Source organism: Labrys sp. KB_33_2 (genome assembly GCF_052114505.1).
Lineage (GTDB): Bacteria > Pseudomonadota > Alphaproteobacteria > Rhizobiales > Labraceae > Labrys.
The window spans coordinates 135,104-152,380 of the sequence record NZ_JBFREW010000012.1; the positions used below are offsets into that span (position 1 = coordinate 135,104).

The following is a 17,277-nucleotide window of genomic DNA, read 5'->3' on the forward strand; positions in this document are numbered from 1 at the left end:
CTCGAATGTCCTACATAGCGGGCATGACCACGCCTCTCCTGTTCGACCCCCACGCGCTGGCCCTGCATCGACGCCGCGCCGCGACCGCCCCGGCCGACTTCCTGCTGCGCCATGTCGCCGACGATATGGCCGATCGCCTTGCCGTAGTGCTCAGGCCGTTCGAACAGGCGGCAGAGATCGGCCCGCATTCGCCCGCGCTGGCTCAGGCGCTGCGTCCGCGGCTCGCCGCCAATTGGCAGGAGGTCGCCATCGGAGACGAGGTGCTGCCCCTTCCGCCCGAAAGCATCGATCTCGCCCTGTCGGCGCTCGCCCTGCAATTCGTTAACGATCTGCCGGGGATGCTGAGCCAGATCCGGCGCGCCCTCCGCCCGGACGGGCTTCTGCTGGCCGCGCTCATCGGCGGCTCCACGCTCAACGAATTAAGGGCCGCCTTTTCGGAAGCCGAACTGGAGACGGAGGGAGGCATCTCGCCCCGCGTCGCCCCCTTTGCCGACGTGCGCGACATGGGCGGCCTCCTGCAGCGCGCGGGCTTCGCGCTTCCTGTCACCGACAGCGAGACACTCACCGTGCGCTACGACAATGCCTTCGCCTTGATGGCCGATCTCAGGGCGATGGGTGCGACGAATATGCTGGCCCAGCGCCGCAAGGCCTTCACCCGCCGCGCCACCATGCTGCGCATGGCTGAGATCTACGGTGAGCGCTTCTCCGATTCGGACGGGCGCATCCGCGCGACCTTCGAGATCATCTGGATCTCCGGCTGGGCGCCCCATGCAGGCCAGCAAAAACCGCTGAAGCCGGGTTCAGCCAAGACCCGCCTCGCCGACGCTCTGGGCGTGAAGGAATTCGGCGAAAAGGACGTCTGAGCATCTTGGCCTCGCGAGATCGAACCTACCTCGCCGGGATCATGTCGATCAGCATCGGGATCAGAGGCTCGTCGGCGGGCGGCATGGGATAGTCGCGCAGCTTCCTCGGCAGCACCCATTTCACCGCCTGGCCCTCGCGTCCATGCGGCGTGCCCCTCCAGCGCCGGCAGATCCACAGCGGCATCAGCAGGGTGAAATCCTCATAGCTATGGCTGGCAAAGGTGAGCGGAGCCAGGCACGGCTCTTCCACCTCGATGCCGAGTTCCTCGTGGAGCTCGCGGATGAGGCTTTCCTCGGGCCGCTCGCCGGGCTCGAGCTTGCCGCCCGGGAACTCCCACAGGCCCGCCAAGGCCTTGCCTTCGGGGCGCTGCGAGATCAGCACGCGCCCGTCGGCATCGACGAGGGCGCAGGCGGCGACGAGCAGAAGGCGCCGAGATACGAGAGGATTGGGCACGGGAGAATTGGTCACGAGCGGTAATCGCCATTGATGGCGACATATTCCTTGGTAAGGTCGCAGGTATAGACCCGGTCACTGGCCTCGCCGAGGCCGATATCGACTCTGATGGTGATCGCCTGCCCCTTCATATAGGCGGAGACCGCTTCCTCATCATAGGACGGGTCGCGCTCGCCGTCGGCGGCGACGCGGATGTCGCCGAACCAGATGGCGAGCCGGTCGCGATCGGCTTCCTCGCCCGCCTTGCCCACCGCCATTACCACGCGGCCCCAATTGGCGTCTTCACCGGCTACCGCCGTCTTGACCAGGGGTGAATTGGCGATCGACATTCCGATGCGCCTTGCCGCTTGCTTGCTGGTGGCGCCGCGCACTTCGACGGTGACGAATTTGCGTGCGCCCTCGCCGTCCCGCGCCACCTGCTGTGCCAAGTCGAGCAGCACGCCGTCGAGCGCCTTGGCGAAACCAGCCAGGCGCGGGTCGGCGGCATCGGTCACGGGCGCGCCGCCGGCCTTGCCGGTGGCGAACAGCAGGAGCGTGTCGGAGGTGGAGGTATCGCTGTCGACAGTGACCGCGTTGAAGCTGTCGACGACGCCCTTGGACAGAAGGCCCTGCAGCACGTTCCTGGCGATCGGCGCGTCGGTGAAGACGAAGGAGAGCATGGTTGCCATATCGGGCGCGATCATGCCGGCGCCCTTGGCGATGCCGTTGATCGTCACCGTGGTGTCGCCGAAATCGACGCTGGCGGTCGCCCCCTTGGGAAAGGTGTCGGTGGTCATGATGGCGCGGCCGGCATCCTCGAAGGCACCGGGCGAGACGCGGTCGGCGGTCTCGACCAGCACGCCCCTGAACTTACCGGCATCGAGCGGTTCGCCGATCACGCCGGTGGAGGCGAGGTAGACTTCGCTCGGCCGGCAGCCAGCCGCCTCGGCGGCGAGTTCCGCCGTGAGCGCCACCGCTTCGGCGCCCTTCTTGCCGGTGAAGGCGTTGGCATTGCCGGAATTGACCACCAGGGCCCGGGCGCTGCCATCCCCGAGCGCCGCGCGGCACCAGTCGACCGGCGCCGAGGGGCATTTGGAGCGGGTGAACACACCGGCGGCCTGAGTGCCCTCGTCCATCAGGACGAGCAGCACGTCGGTGCGGCCCTTATAGCGGATACCGGCTTCGGCCGTGGCCATCCGGACCCCCGCTACCGGCGGAAGGTTGGGAAAACGAGCGGGAGCAAGCGGGGACAGCGGCGCGGCCTTGGCCATGGTGTTCCTCGAAAGAAGGTGTGCCGGTTGTCAGATCGGCATCGATAGAGCTGATGCTGCGATTGGCTCAGCCTTTGTCATTGCCGGGCTTGACCCGGCAATCCAATCCTCTCAAGGCGAAAACGCCGGAAGGGTGGATGCCCGGATCAAGCCCGGGCATGACAAAGGCTGGCGCCTTTTCATTATCGGTCCGGTACCGCAGGACCGACTTACTGAGCCGGAGCAGCCGGGGCTGGCGTGGCCGGAGCGGGAGCTTGCGCTGGGTCATCCGCACCGGGGAGCTGCATGCTCCCGTCCGCGGGATCAGCCGGTGCCGCAGGCGGCTGCACGATCTTGGCGGCGGCGCGCAGCTTGGCGAAGACTTCCTGCTGCGTCTTCTGGGTCAAATAGTCAGTGATCTGCTGCTTGACGCGATCGAGAGCCGGCGGGGCCTGCGGGCGGCGCTCCTCGAGCTTGATGATGTGATAGCCGAACTGGCTCTTCACAGGCTGGGAGACCTCGCCAGGCTTCATGCCGAAGGCGGCCTCGGCGAATTCCTTGACCATGCGGTCCTTGGTGAACCAGCCGAGATCCCCACCCTGCTCGGCCGAGCCCGGATCCTTGGAGACTTCCTTGGCGACCTTGGCAAAATCCTCGCCTGCCTTCAGCCGCGCCTCGACCTTCTTGGCATCGTCCTCGTTCGCCACCAGGATGTGGCGGGCATGCACTTCGTCCTGGGCCGGGATCAGTTTGACCTGCTCGTCATAGGCCTTCTTGATCGCGTCCTCGGTCACGCCTTCCTTGACGGCCTTGGCGACCAGGGCGTCGATCAGGATGCGCTGGCGGTAGAAGGCAAGCTTCTTCTGCACCTCGGCTTCATCAAGCACCTTCTGCTGTTCAGCCGCATTGGCGGCCACGCGCAGATTGATGGCGGCATTGATGATGATGTCCTGCCGCTTGGCCGGCGAGAGCTGGGGAGACAGGCTCGGCCCGATCTCCTGCTCCACGGCGTTGAGGTCGTCCTGGGTGATGGGCTGGCCGTCCACGCTGATGGTCGGGGTCGCCTGCGCGGCAAGAGTCGCGGGAGCAGATTGGGCTGCCGGAGCCGGGGCGGCGGCAGGCTTCGCCGCGTCTTCAGCGTAGGAAGGCGCGGCAGCGAAGGCCAGGAAGGCAACGCTGGCGAGCAGGGTCGCGGCTGGACGCGCGCGGCGAAGTGACATCATGGGCAGGTTCCTCGAGAGCGGGGGCTGACCCGGAAACCGTCAGGCTCCGGACGGACGCTGTTTCGGCAACAGGCCCGCATTGCTCCTGATCCCGGGACGAACGCCTTCGCAGCGCTGATAGGACAGGAGAAAAGCAAGGTCAATGTCGCCGAATGGCCAGCGCTTCGCTCGCCTTTTAGGAAGGGCTGTCGTCAAAACTGTGACGGCGGAGCCTCGTATGTCACGAATGCCTCCCTGCGGAGGCATCCTGCCGCATTATTACGGATTTTTCAGCCGAATGTCCGTATCAAGGGGTGTCGTAGACCCTATGGTCGATTGACACCCCAAACCCCAATACTTAAGTGAGTCCGGCTGACGGGCTCTCGAACCACGGCTCGGCATTAGGACCATCGGTTCACAGAATTCATAAGGCAGCCTGATTCCCGCTGTACCGGTTTGCCCCAAGTTGCCGTATCGGGGGCATGCCGTCATGCTGGTGCCATCGCGCACGGCTGATGGAGGCGGGTTGCCTCACACCGAACATCGCCCGGGCGGTGTCCGGCTTCCGTTCCTCGGCTTTCGCGGCCGGGGTTGACACAATGGCCGAAGCCCCCTCTTCGGTCGGGTATCATGCCGCCGCGAGGCGCGAAGATTTGAAGGCCCTCTATGTTCGGCTCGCTCGCCAAGAAATTGTTCGGTTCCTCCAATGACCGTCGGCTGAAAGCCTACAATCCGAAAGTAGCCGCCATTGCGGCGCTCGAACCGGAAGTCGCTGCGCTGTCCGACGAAGCCCTGCGCGCCCGCACCGACGAATTCAAGGCTCAACTCGCCGCCGGCAAGACGCTCGACGACATCCTGGTGCCCGCCTTCGCCACCGTGCGCGAGGCGGCCAAGCGCGTGCTCGGCCAGCGACATTTCGACACCCAGCTCATCGGCGGCATGGTGCTGCATGAGGGTGCCATCGCCGAAATGAAGACGGGCGAAGGCAAGACCCTGGTGGCAACCGCCCCGGTCTACCTCAACGCCCTCGCGGGCAAGGGCGTGCATGTCGTTACCGTCAACGACTATCTCGCCAGCCGTGACTCCGAATGGATGGGCCGGGTCTATAATTTCCTGGGCCTGACCACCGGCGTGATCGTACACGGCCTCACCGACGAGGAACGCCACACGGCCTATGCCTGCGACATCACCTACGGCACCAACAACGAGTTCGGCTTCGACTATCTGCGCGACAACATGAAATACGACATGGCGCAGATGGTGCAGCGCGGCCATGCCTATGCCATCGTCGACGAAGTCGACTCCATCCTGGTGGACGAGGCCCGCACGCCGCTGATCATCTCCGGCCCGCTGGAGGATCGCCCCGAGCTCTACCAGACCATCGACGCGCTGATGCCTGAGCTCGACAAGGACGACTACGAGCTCGACGAGAAGCAGCGCACCGTCAGCCTCACCGAGAAGGGCAATGAACGCGTCGAGCAGATGCTGACAGGTTCCGGCATGCTGCGCGAGGGCTCGTTGTATGACGCGGCCAACGTCACCATCGTCCATCACGTCAACCAGGCCCTGCGCGCCCACAAGCTGTTCACCCGCGACAAGGACTATATCGTCCGCAACAACGAAGTGGTGATCATCGACGAATTCACCGGCCGCATGATGCCGGGCCGGCGCTATTCGGAAGGCCTGCACCAGGCGCTCGAAGCCAAGGAGCGGGTGCAGATCCAGCCCGAGAACCAGACCCTGGCCTCGATCACCTTCCAGAACTATTTCCGCCTCTATGCCAAGCTCGCCGGCATGACCGGCACCGCCGCCACCGAGGCGGACGAGTTCATGGACATCTACAATCTCGAAGTGATCGAGATTCCGACCAACCGGCCGGTGCAGCGCATCGACGACGATGACGAGGTCTACCGGACGGTTGACGAGAAATACAAGGCGATCGTGCGCCTGATCGAGGAATGCCGCCAGCGCGGCCAGCCCCTCCTGGTCGGTACCACCTCGATCGAAAAGTCCGAGACGCTGGCTGCCTATCTCGTCGGGCAAGGCTACAAGCAGCGCGACTTCTCCGATCCGAACGCCTTCGCCTCGCTCTATGATGGCGACCAGGGCACGGCCGAGGAGAAGGTCTTCGCTGTACTGAACGCCCGCTACCACGAGCAGGAAGCGTTCATCGTCAGCCAGGCCGGCGTGCCCGGCGCCATCACCATCGCCACTAACATGGCCGGCCGCGGCACCGACATCCAGCTCGGCGGCAATGCCGACATGCGCATCAAGGTCGAGCTCGCCGACCTGGCCGAGGGAGCCGAACGCGAAGCGGCGGAGGTGCGGATCAAGGATCAGGTCGCCCGGCTGAAGGAGAAGGCCCTCGCCGCCGGCGGCCTCTACATCATCGGCACCGAGCGCCATGAGAGTCGTCGCATCGACAACCAGTTGCGCGGCCGCTCCGGCCGCCAGGGCGACCCCGGCCATTCGCGCTTCTTCCTGTCACTGCAGGACGATTTGATGCGCATCTTCGGTTCGGAGCGCATGGACGGCATGCTGCAGAAGCTCGGCCTCAAGGAGGACGAGGCGATCGTGCATCCCTGGATCAACCGCGCGCTCGAAAAGGCGCAGCAGAAGGTCGAGGCGCGCAATTTCGACATCCGCAAGAACATCCTGAAATACGACAACGTGCTCAACGATCAGCGCAAGGAGATCTTCGAGCATCGTCGCGAGCTGATGGCGCAGGACTCCGTCGGCGAGACCATCGCCGATTTCCGCCATCTCGTCATCGACGAGCTGGTGCGGGCCCATGTGCCCGAGAACGCCTATCCCGAGCAGTGGGATACCGAAGGCCTGCACAAGGCGGTGAACGATGTGCTCAACCTCGACCTGCCGATCTCCGACTGGGCCAAGGAAGAGGGCATCGCCGACGAGGAGCTGACCCATCGCATCACCGAGGCGGCCGACAAGCACGCCGCGGAGCGGGCCGCCGGCTTCGGCGACGAGGTAACGCGCCAGGTCGAAAAGGCCGTGCTCCTGCAGACCCTGGACAATCTGTGGCGCGACCACATCGTCACGCTCGACCATCTGCGCCAGGTCATCGGCTTCCGTGCGATGGCTCAGCGCGACCCTCTGATCGAGTACAAGTCGGAAGGCTACCAGCTCTTCTCCGATCTGATGAACCGCTGGCGCGAGGACGTTACCCGCACCATGTTCCGCCTGCAGGTGATGCAGCAGCCGGAAGAACCGACCCTGCCGCAGATGTTCGGCCAGCATATCGACCCGCTCACCGGCGAGGACGAGTTCGCCATGGCCGGCTCCGGCTTCCCGCCGGCCCAGCTGAGTTCGCCTTTCCCTGTAGCGGACAGTCCAGCGCAACGCATCGTGGCGCCGGAGGATCGCAACCCCGACGATCCCTCGACCTGGGGCCGAGTCGGCCGCAACGAGGCCTGCCCCTGCGGCTCGGGCAAGAAGTACAAGCACTGCCACGGGCAGCTCGCGTAGGCACGCGTTGAAACCCCTCATCCCCCTGCCGGGACCCGAGGCACTTTCTTGGAAAGTGCCAGGTCCCGCAAGGGGAGAAGGGATTAAAATCGGATATGTGGAAGCGGTGAAAGCGATCTCCTGGGCATCGGGCCAAGCCGAATGAATTCCCTTCTCCCCTTGCGGGAGAAGGTGGCGGCAGCCGGATGAGGGGGTGTTCCCGGGTGCTCAGCCCGCCTCTTCCTCCAGCCTGTCCTCCACCCGCTGGCGCAGCACGGCGAAGAAGCCCGATTGCGCCAGGGTGAAATTCGGCTTGGCGAACGGCTTACCGGCATCGGCCCGCATGCGGGCAAGCAGAGCGAGGGCATCGGCCTGTTTCTGGCTGACGGCGTGGTGCTCCAGCACCGCCTCCATTGTGGCGGCATCGGGAAGCCCCGACAGGGCTACCACATCCGGCCAGGTGCGTTCCTTGAAATGGATGCGCCGCGCCGCGGCCAACAATGCCTCGGAGCTCGCAGCTGGCAGCGCACCAGCCTCGACGGCGGCCTCCAGCGTCGCCTCGACATCGACCAAGGCTATGCTGAGCGGCGCATAGCCGAACTCGGCCGGCGCATGCGCCACACCGACATCGGCATCCGCCACCCGTCGCCCGCTCGCATAATCCTCGAAGACACGACCGATGCCGATCATGCCGAAAGCAGTGCATTCGGCGCCCCGCAACGCGCCCATCGAGGCGGCGCCATAGACCGGGATGCCCTCGCTGAGGGCGTAGAGGATCTCCTTGTGCCAGACCGAAGGCGCGTGATCGAACACGCCATCGACCAGGCCGATGGCATCGGCGCCCGTCATCGCCGCCGCCAGCACGTCGCCGCAGCCCGCAGGCGGGCGCACCGTGAAACCACCGAGCAAAGCGGGATCGATGCCGTGAAGACTGGGGCCAGTGAAGAGGATGGTGGTCATGGACGGACCTTTTTGGCGGCGCCTGAGGATAGGCCGGTTTCCGCCCATCTGGGAATCAGGTCGTTGACGCCGACGGATGCGACCTCCCCCTCCATATGGGCACCCAATCCCGGTGCCAGGATTCTCACCACATGGGCAAGGGGAGAGGGAGAGGGCAGGTCGAACAGAAAGACATCCTCGCACCCGGCCTGCGCCATAGCCTCCAGCGTCAGGCTGAGTCGCTCGGCATCGGAAAGGTCGCTCCGAGCGGGATATCGTTCGGCCAGGAGCGACAGCGTCACTGCCTCTTCCCTTGGCAAGGGCACGATGCTGCTCCCGCCGCAATACTGCGATGGATCCATGTCATCGCGAGCGCCGGCTATGTTGGTCAGGCGCGACTGCACGGCCTCCAGCAGCGCCGCCAGCATGGCCTCCCCGGCGTCAAGACGGCAGGCATAGCCGCCCGACAATCGCTCGCCTGCTCCCTGTTCGTCCAGGACAGGCCTGCTTATCACGGCACCGACGACGGGAAGGTCCACCTTGCCCCTGACACAATAGAAATGAGGAACCAGGCCTGCGGCGGACACCTTGCCGATGGCCTCGTCGAGCCCGGCATGCACGCCAGGCTGCCACAACAACTGCCGTGCGAAGACGCTGGAAAGGCCGAAGAGTTCCACCGATAGTGTGGCATCCCTTTCGATGGCTTCGAACAGGGCTCGGGTAGCGGCGAACTCGAATGTCCGTCCCGCGGCAAGGCCAGTGGAGGCTACGGTAAAAGCCCGGTAGTCCCAGGGAAATCCCACACGGGTGTCAAGCCCGATCAGTTCATAGGGCGCATAGATGTCGGTCCCGGATCGCTGATGGATTCCTCGAACCCAGGCGCGTTGGCGCCCAGGATCGAAAAGGGCGTATTTGCAGCGCGACAATTTCTCGAGCGGGACGAGGTTGCGCCCACGTGATACCATCTCCATCGCCGTTGCAAATTCGGAGACCAGCTCCCGCGTCTGCTCGGCAACAGCCCCCTCGATCGACTCCATGATGGCACCGATCCGTGCCTGCTCATGCGTCAGGCCCTTGCCCTGGCTGACCGACAGGGCCCGGGAATTGGGCCGCGTCGCAAACCAGACGGGAATGCCGACGATATCCAACCCGGTGATGTCACCGCAGCGTGTTATTCGGAAGGGCGCCAGCAAGGACAGGGGAAACAGGGAAGCGCGATCAGCTGTTTTCCCTGGATCCGCTGGGAGCAACTCCCCTCGTTCGAGGGGATGGTGCAGTTGATCGGGCATTACGGACCGGCATCATCCGACAAGACTGCATTCTGTAGCGCATCACCGTCCGAGCCGATCAACTGCCGCAGCGCCGCCTCGACCGGGGAATAGATGCCCGCATTCGACTGAATGGTCGTCTGTATGCCAGCATGGGGCTGTATGCCGGCCTGGTTGGTAATTCCCGCTTGGCTGGCGATACCAGCCTGGGACTGCACACCAGCTTGGGACTGCACGCCAGCTTGGGATTGTACTCCGGCCTGGGTTTGAACGCCGGCTTGGGTTTGAATGCCTGCCTGGCTCTGGATTCCCGCATGCAACTGGCCGTTGGCATCCGTGAAAATATCGGTTCCGAACGCAAAATCGACTTCGGACAGCCGCACGCCGGCGGCCACGAGAGCCTCGATACCCTGCGCGCTGCTCGGATCGATCCCACTTCCCGATCCGGTCGGCGCACGGCAGTCCGCCATCAACCGCCACAGGGCCGCAACGACTTTCGCATAACCGTCGCTCGACGTAGCCTGGCTATATTTCACAATCTCATCGTGAGTAATCTCGACCACGCGCAACGGACTCATCTTGATGAGTACAATACCGGCGCCTCGATTTCCGATGACAAACATCCGCTCAGTAGACATATCCCCTCCTGTTCCTTTCCAATAGACAGAGACTCTCGACTGCGATTCAATTTATGGGATTTTATTTCACAATAATCGACAATCTCTACCCGTTGAAAATACAATGAACGAAGGAATCATTTATATCTTAATATTTGAAATAAAATTTAGACGATTTTTGATATACAAAAATCAATCCAAGCCAGCTATTCTTAATCCTTCAGCGCATAGATTGATATCTTCATTGCGCCGATCAGGCGCGAGACGAGCCATCTCGAGCGCTGTAGCGCCGGGATACATTTCACTCAGCTTTCTTCCATATTGGCGCGCCACGTCCACATTGCCCATGAGGCCGTGACACATCGCCAGAACACGCAACACGGCATCTTCGCTGCTCATGTTCTTGCAAAGTTCGATCCCTGTGGCGAAGTCCCTGCGTCGGATCGCGATGGTGCAGCCGAACCACCAGTAGTAGTCCGGTGGAAACGGGTTGAGCTCCAACGCCCGCTGGAACCGCTCCCATCCGGTGTCGGCAAAGCCGAGATGCGACAAGGCGTCGGCATGGTGGGACAGGAGATCTGCTGAATGCGGATTCAGCGCCTCCGCGACCAGGAATTTCTCGGCCGCAAAGTCGAAATCGCGCTGATAGAGGGCGACGACCGCCGCCATCCAATGGCCCTCGCCGATGCCACCATCAATGGCGAGCGCCGTTTCGGCCTCATGGCGAGCCTGATGCAGGAGATAGGGGTCGTTTCCTCCCAGCATCAGCCATTCGAGCTGCAGAGTCTGAGCGATACGGGCATGGGCCGGCGCAAAAGAGCGATCTTCGGCAATGGCTTGCTTGAACTCCGACCGGGCCCGGCGCAGCTTCGGCAGGTCGCAATTCTTCAGGCGAGTCTGGCCCTCCAGATAATGCCGATAGGCGTTCGGCTTCGGGTCGGCCCTCATCCGGTCGAGCTGATCTCGCTCGATCTCGCTGGCAAGCGTGGACGAGATTTGCCGCGTAATGCGCCTGAAAGTGGAAGGCAGCTTGTCCAGACCGACCGGGTATTCCGCTGCCCAGATGATCTCGTCACCGGGCTGCCGCGTCAACCTCAAGGCCATATGCTCGCCATCCGGGAGTATGAAGCCTGAAATGAGATAGCCGCTCCTCAGCGCTGCCAGCCGCTCTACGTCCGGTGAATCCGCAACCTCGAAACTGCTATGGGGCGCAATCACCGCGAAGGTTCGATGACGCGACAGATCATTGGCCACATCTTCGATAAGGGCACGGTGCAGATAATGGAGCTGATCTCCTGCCAACGCCTTCGGAGGAAACAAGGCAACCCTCGGCAGACCAACCAAGCTGCGCGTTGCCGAAATCTCCCGGCCTGCGTCACCGAGTATCTCGCTGGACCGGTCCGACACCACTTGCAGCCGCGCTCGCGGCGCGTTCGCCAGAATACGGCGCATCGCCGCCACGGTCTCGGCACGTGGTTCGCTGTCCAGTTCCTCCTTCAAAACAGAAACGAGCGCCGCATAAGTACGGTTCACCGCGTCGAAATTGCCGTTTCGTCCATAGGCCTCGATCAGCGCCCGGAAACTTTCCTCACGCTCGGGCTCCAGGGCCAGCATGCGCTCCCCGATGGCATCGATCTCGCGTTCCGGGGCTCGGCCGAAACGGGTCATTTCGAACAAGACATCGGCCGCGAGGCTGAGCACGAGGCGGCGAAAGCGCTCGCGCTCACTGCGGAACCATTGCGCCAGTTCCCCACCACCGGTGTCGATGGTATCGAGCAGGTCTCCTCTTGCCAGCAGGACAGCCCGCACCCGTTCGGCGAGCACGGCGGATTTCTGCAAGGTGAGGATGCTCGCCAGATCGGAGCCCCGCGCGCTGGGACCCGCCACCAGATGGGAACCACTGGTCTCGATCAGGGGCTCATCATAGGGCCAGCACCTGTGAATGCGCACCAATAGCTGCCGCAGATTGGTCAGCGCCTTTTCTTCGGGCGCATCGTCCCAGAGCAAGGCAGCCACGGCCTGGCGGCTCATTCGGCCGCTGCCAGCAAGCAGCAGCATGGTGATGAGAATGTAGCCCTTGGCCGGAAACACCCCCTCGGTCGGCTTGGCCATATGAGGCACGCCAACCAGACGAACGATCATGTCCCGCTCAGCATCCATTCGTCGATCCCCAGTTCCCTTCGCATGGTCGACGGACGAGAACCGCGCCCGCATTCCAACAAGGCCTGGCACTATCGATCCGAACAACGCCGGCTCGCGATCGAGGGAAACTCGCGCGAGCACCGCCAAGTTCGTGAACCGTGGCGACACTGTGTTACAAAATCTATTCAAGTCAATGAATTGGCCGGAGATCGGTGACTCAAGTCACACCGGCGTCACAGTGCCCATCGCGATTTAAAAGTACAAATTTAGGAAATAATATAAAAATCTTTACGTAAACTATAAACTAATTCAGATAATTCTTTAATTATACATAATTATATAAATCAACTGTCAAGATATACAAAAATTATCTACAAAATAATGAAATAAATACTTTAATATTACAATGACCCGAGGAGTTGTCACCCGAGGTTTTCTGGAGACATATTGCCAATTTTTCAATGAACTGTAGAAATCCACGATTTTGATGGTATCCGCCAAATTCGGGAACCACTCTACGAAAAACACCCATTTTCTTCTGCAGCCCGGATCACTGCGTCTGCCATGGCACATCGCCCTTACGATCACGCAACCGCTCCGATCAGGTCTTCCAAGCTGATGTCGGACACCCCGTCTTCCACGAAGGTCTTCAACCCAGGCACCAAAGCACGCACGACATGCACGCCTTCGACCGGGCCAGGGAGGTCGAAAAGATAGATTTCCGCATGACCGGCCGTGCCGAGCTTGCCGGCGACGATGTCGAGCTGCGCGGTATGAGGCAGTTCCTCTGCCTTTAACAGGGGGGCCTGGCGATGGCGCGCGGCAAATTCGGCCAGGGAGGGCGCTCGAGGATCCGGCAGCGGCAGCGCACCATCCCGCGTTTCATAGAAATCCGGCTCCAGATCATCACGGGCTCCGGCAATATTGGTGAGCCGCGATTGCACCGCCTCCAGCAATGCCGCCAAGGCGGCGGCCCCGGCATCGAGCCGGCAAGCCTCTCCGCCGGAAAAGCGCTCACCACCGCCTTCCTCTTCCAGCACCGGCCGCGTGATCACGGCACTGACCACCGGCAGGCCGATGCGGTTGGACTTGTCGAAGAAGCGCGGCTCCAGCCCGGCGGCGCGCACCCTGTCGACAGCCTCGTCCAGCCCCGGGTGTACGCCGGCGTGCATGCACAATTGGCGTGACGTGCCTTCGAGATGGCCGAAAGCATCGGACAAGGTGGTCGCATCATGCTCCACCAATTCCAGCAGGGCGGCCAAGGCGGCAAACGCGAAATCCGGTCCGGCGGCAAGTCCCACCGAGCTGATATGGAAGGCATCGCGATCCCAGGGAAGTTCCTCGCGCATGTCGAGCCCGATGAGTTCATAGGGCGCGAAGACAACCTCCCCGCTGCCATGGACAACACCGCGCACCCAGGCGCGCTGCATCCCCTCATCATAGGCATCGGCCCGGAAGCGTGCGAGGCCCTCCAGCGGCACCAGGCGCCGGCCCCGGGCCGTCATCTCCTCCGGCCTGCCGAATTCGGCGATCAAGAGCTTGGTCTGCTCGGCGACGGCCCCCTCCACCGCCTCCATGATGGCGGAGATGCGCGCCTGTTCATGGCTCAATCCCTTGCCCTGGCTGACGGCCACGGAACGGGCATTGGGCCTGGTGGCGGACCAGACGGGAATGCCGATGATGTCGAGATCGGTAAGATCGCTCGCCCGCGTAATGCCGAAGGGGGCAAGAGGAGGGCTCTGGGAATGCATCGCAGGCTTCATGGTTGATGTGGGCATCGATCGTTGTGCTGGCTATTCGACTGCCTTCATCATCAGCTCCGCCATGACCGTCTCGCTCTCGGCCGTCAGGCCCTCGATGACGCTGTTGCGATAGGCTTCCGGTCGGTTCTGGCTGAGTTTCCATTTCCCTTCGATGCGGGTAATGGCGATTTCCAGCCCGATAATACCCTTGATTTGCCCCTTCATGAAGGAGGCAGGCGCACTCTCGGCCTGCCAGGGTTGCGGCCGCCTGGTTTCGACCAGATTGGTCAAAGCGGTGACGTGCTCGCGCAGCCATCTCGAATTTTCCGTCGTCCTTAGCCGGCCATGCACATGCACCGTGACATAATTCCAGGTCGGCACCGCCTTGCCGCCCTCCACCTTGGCGGTGTACCAGCTCGGCGTGATGTAGTGCATCGGCCCCTGGAAGACCGCCAGCGCTTCATAGGCGGGGTCGTGATCGACGGCCATGTTGTTGTTGCGATTGATATGGGCCCGCAACACCCCCTTGCGCCCCTTGTCTGCCACAAGGAACAAGGGAAGATGATTGGCTGCCAGGCGCCCATGCTCATTGGTGACGACCATCGCAAACGGATGATCGCGTATCAAGGCATGGAGCACCTCCAGGCGCTCTTCCCGGAAATATCGAGGATTATACATGGCTAAAGCCTCATATCTCCACAGAGCCGAACCAAAAACGTTATTCCGTAGGATCAGCAAACAAAATCGTCGGAATTTCTATCGTCCAGCAGAACGGCATCTTGAAGATTATGGCCATTCCTTTGCGTGAGATAGCATAGGGCCATTTTCAAGGTGAGGTTTTTACCCCTGACGGCTTCGATTGCCGTCGACGACATATTCGTACCGAATGCAAATTCCAGATTGGTCAAACTCGCGCCAGCCTCGGCGAGCGAAGCGATACCGACGATATTCTCGGGGTCCAAGCTCGTACCCACGCCATGGGCGGCTCGATGATCCGCTACGACCCGCCAGCACAATGCGGCAACGGCGGCATAGCCGTCACACTTGTTTTCCTTCCCGTAACGGCGGACTTCCTTGTCTGGAATCCTCACGATACGGATGGGACTCATTTTGATAAGGAAGATTCCGACGCCCCTATCGCCAAGAATATATATGTGATCTCGATCTCTCTTTATTCCAGCCATGCCATCCCCTCTCGAACAAGGTTATAGTTTTCAATTTATCTTATTCTAAAATTAAGAAGAAGCATATTGCAAACTAGGTTATTCCAGCCACTCTAAGTCCACGAACAATGATATCTTTCATGTTTCCTTTCTTGTCTGGTGTAAGATTTACAACATCTGATGCGACTATCCCAGGATACATGTCCTTCAAACGCGCTCCATAGCTCCTGGCGATTTCCTTATTGCCGAGATTGCCATGACATATTGCAAGTATCCTCAAGACGGACTGATCGTTCTCCATTTTGCCGCACATGTCGATCGCTCCATCGAAGTCCTCGCGAAAATAAGCGATCGTGGCTCCGCCCCACCAATAGCGGTCGGGCGGGAACGGGTTGAGCTCGATTGCGCGCTGAAACCTCTGCCAGCCCGCATCCGGATCACCCAGATGCGCCAGGGTATCACCATGCGATTCCAACAGGTCGGCCGAATTCGGATTGAGTGTTTCAGCCTCCAGGAATTGCTCCGCCGCCTTGTCATAGTCGCGCTGGTGCAGCGCAATCACCGCCGACATCCAATGACCGACGCTGTTGCCTGCATCGATGCTGATTGCCGCTTCGGCTTCGCGACGGGCCTGCATCAAGAGTGAAGGATCGTTCGCTCCCAGCATCAGCCACTCCAGCTGCAGCGCATTGGAGACCGCGCCCCGTGCGGCAGCGAAATCCATATCTGCGGCCGCCGCCTTCTGAAACTCCACTCGCGCGCGCCGCAGACCCGGCAGGTCGCAATTCTTGAACAGGAGATGCCCTTCGAGATAGTGCCGATAGGCAAGCGGCTTGGGATCCGCCCGCAGGCGATCCAGCTGGTCCCGCTCGATTTCACTCGCCAGTGTCTTCGCGATCCGATGCGAAATCATGCGGAAGGCGACGACCAAGTCCTCCAGTCCCACCTGATATTCCGCCGCCCAGATGATCTCGTCGCCGGGATTGCGGGTCAGCCGCAGGGCCATCTTCTGGCTCCCGGGCACCAGAAAGCCGGTGACGAGATAGCCCGAGCGCAGGGCGGCCAGCCTTTCACGGTCCCCGGTATCGGCTACACCGAAACTGCTGTGAGGCGCGGTCACCGCAAAGGTGGCGTGACGCGACAGATCATTGGCGATGTCCTCGATCAGCATGCGATAGAGGGGATGCAGGACTTCGCCCGGCCGCGGCTGCGGCGGAAACAGGGAAACACGCGGCAGGCCCAGTAGATTGCGCAACGCCGGTGGCGTGGGCGCGACCTGGCCGATCGTCCCCAACACCTCGGGTTCAGCAATGACCTGCAGCCGGGGACGAGGCGCGTTTGCCAGGATACGCCGCATCGTGGCCACCGTTTCCGGTCTGGGTTCGGTGCCCAGTTCCTTGCGCAACGTCTTTTTCAGATCGTCGAAGACACGGCTGGCCTCCTCGACATCCCCGATCCGCCCATAGGCTTCCATCAGCGCGCGGAAACTTTCCTCCCGCTCCGGCTCCAGCACCAGCATGCGCTCACCGATCTCGTCGATGTCGCTCTTCTTGGCGCGGGCGAACTGTGTCATCTCCATGAGCACGTCGCCCGCCAGTGCCAGGACTTGGCGGCGAAAGCGTTCGCGCTCGCTCCGGAACCATTGCGACAGGTCGGGACCGCCACTATCGAGCGTATCGAGCAGGTCTCCCCTTACCAGCCGGACGACGGCGACGCGCTCGGCCAGGACCTGAGATTTGCGGCGTGCCATGATCTGGGCGAGGTCGCAGTACCTGACACCAGGCCCGGCCATCAGATTGGAGCCTTCCACTTCGATCAGCGGCTCGTCCAGCGGCCAGAACCTGTTGATGCGGGCCAGCAATTGCCGGAGATTGGTGAGGGCCTTTTCCTCGGGTGCATCGTCCCACAGCAGCGCGGCAATCGTCTGCCGGCTCATCCGCCGACTGCCGCCGAGCAACAATATGGCGATGAGAACATAGCCCTTGCCCGGAAACACGCCCTCCATCGGTTTGGCCACATGCGGCACGCCCACCAGATGAAGAACAATGTCGTCCTCAGAGTCCATTCGACTATCCTCGCCCCGGGAGTCCGGCCCGGCATCCTGTGCATGCCGCCACCACTTGCCAGATCCCCGCCGTTCCCATCACAGATCTCATGGCTCGGGATGAGAACCTTCGGGCCATGCCCGACATA

General features: G+C 62.1%; 13 protein-coding genes. 2 read left to right on the top strand and 11 right to left on the bottom strand.

Going from position 1 to position 17,277, the window contains the following annotated elements:
* Nucleotides 1-5: 5 nt before the first annotated feature.
* A complete protein-coding gene (locus AB4037_RS21840; protein ID WP_441772926.1) occupies nucleotides 6-863 on the top strand; it encodes a methyltransferase domain-containing protein in 858 nt (285 codons plus the stop codon).
* Nucleotides 864-888: 25 nt separating this feature from the next.
* Here the strand turns inward: AB4037_RS21840 and mutT are convergent, their stop codons facing one another.
* From mutT to AB4037_RS21855, 3 genes are all read right to left on the bottom strand, one after another.
* Entirely contained in the window at nucleotides 889-1,332 is a 444-nt protein-coding gene (gene mutT, locus AB4037_RS21845; RefSeq protein ID WP_441772927.1) for an 8-oxo-dGTP diphosphatase MutT, read from the bottom strand.
* Nucleotides 1,329-2,567, bottom strand: coding sequence for a bifunctional glutamate N-acetyltransferase/amino-acid acetyltransferase ArgJ (gene argJ, locus AB4037_RS21850; protein WP_441772928.1), 1,239 nt, complete (start codon nucleotides 2,565-2,567; stop codon nucleotides 1,329-1,331). Before argJ ends, mutT begins: the two co-directional genes overlap by 4 nt.
* A gap of 209 nt (nucleotides 2,568-2,776) precedes the next feature.
* The gene (locus AB4037_RS21855; RefSeq protein ID WP_441772929.1) at nucleotides 2,777-3,769 is read right to left on the bottom strand and encodes a peptidylprolyl isomerase; all 993 of its coding nucleotides are present in this window, start codon (nucleotides 3,767-3,769) and stop codon (nucleotides 2,777-2,779) included.
* A 645-nt stretch (nucleotides 3,770-4,414) separates the two neighbouring features.
* On the opposite strand from AB4037_RS21855, the gene secA reads away from it, so the two are divergent.
* Nucleotides 4,415-7,234: a preprotein translocase subunit SecA gene (gene secA, locus AB4037_RS21860; RefSeq protein ID WP_441772930.1), complete on the top strand. Its 2,820-nt coding sequence runs from the start codon at nucleotides 4,415-4,417 to the stop codon at nucleotides 7,232-7,234.
* 207 nt (nucleotides 7,235-7,441) lie between these two features.
* Here the strand turns inward: secA and AB4037_RS21865 are convergent, their stop codons facing one another.
* From AB4037_RS21865 to AB4037_RS21900, 8 genes are all read right to left on the bottom strand, one after another.
* The gene (locus AB4037_RS21865) at nucleotides 7,442-8,173 is read right to left on the bottom strand and encodes a TfuA-like protein (RefSeq protein WP_441772931.1); all 732 of its coding nucleotides are present in this window, start codon (nucleotides 8,171-8,173) and stop codon (nucleotides 7,442-7,444) included.
* Nucleotides 8,170-9,441, bottom strand: a complete 1,272-nt coding sequence (locus AB4037_RS21870) for a YcaO-like family protein (protein WP_441772932.1) — start codon at nucleotides 9,439-9,441, stop codon at nucleotides 8,170-8,172. Before AB4037_RS21870 ends, AB4037_RS21865 begins: the two co-directional genes overlap by 4 nt.
* Complete coding sequence (locus AB4037_RS21875; RefSeq protein WP_441772933.1) at nucleotides 9,441-10,058, bottom strand: hypothetical protein; 618 nt, start codon at nucleotides 10,056-10,058, stop codon at nucleotides 9,441-9,443. The genes AB4037_RS21870 and AB4037_RS21875 overlap by 1 nt, the downstream gene beginning before the upstream one ends.
* A 171-nt stretch (nucleotides 10,059-10,229) precedes the next feature.
* The gene (locus AB4037_RS21880; RefSeq protein WP_441772934.1) at nucleotides 10,230-12,179 is read right to left on the bottom strand and encodes a BTAD domain-containing putative transcriptional regulator; all 1,950 of its coding nucleotides are present in this window, start codon (nucleotides 12,177-12,179) and stop codon (nucleotides 10,230-10,232) included.
* Between the two features lie 584 nt (nucleotides 12,180-12,763).
* A complete protein-coding gene (locus AB4037_RS21885; protein WP_441772935.1) occupies nucleotides 12,764-13,930 on the bottom strand; it encodes a YcaO-like family protein in 1,167 nt (388 codons plus the stop codon).
* A gap of 42 nt (nucleotides 13,931-13,972) precedes the next feature.
* Nucleotides 13,973-14,599 (bottom strand): FMN-binding negative transcriptional regulator, encoded by a 627-nt coding sequence (locus AB4037_RS21890; RefSeq protein WP_441772936.1) that lies wholly within the window; start codon nucleotides 14,597-14,599, stop codon nucleotides 13,973-13,975.
* Between the two features lie 53 nt (nucleotides 14,600-14,652).
* On the bottom strand, nucleotides 14,653-15,105 hold the full coding sequence (locus AB4037_RS21895) for a hypothetical protein (protein ID WP_434959269.1): 453 nt from the start codon (nucleotides 15,103-15,105) through the stop codon (nucleotides 14,653-14,655).
* A 73-nt stretch (nucleotides 15,106-15,178) separates the two neighbouring features.
* Nucleotides 15,179-16,945 carry a BTAD domain-containing putative transcriptional regulator gene (locus AB4037_RS21900; protein WP_441772937.1) on the bottom strand — a complete coding sequence of 589 codons (1,767 nt, stop codon included), beginning with the start codon at nucleotides 16,943-16,945 and terminating at the stop codon, nucleotides 15,179-15,181.
* Between the last annotated feature and the right edge of the window lie 332 nt (nucleotides 16,946-17,277).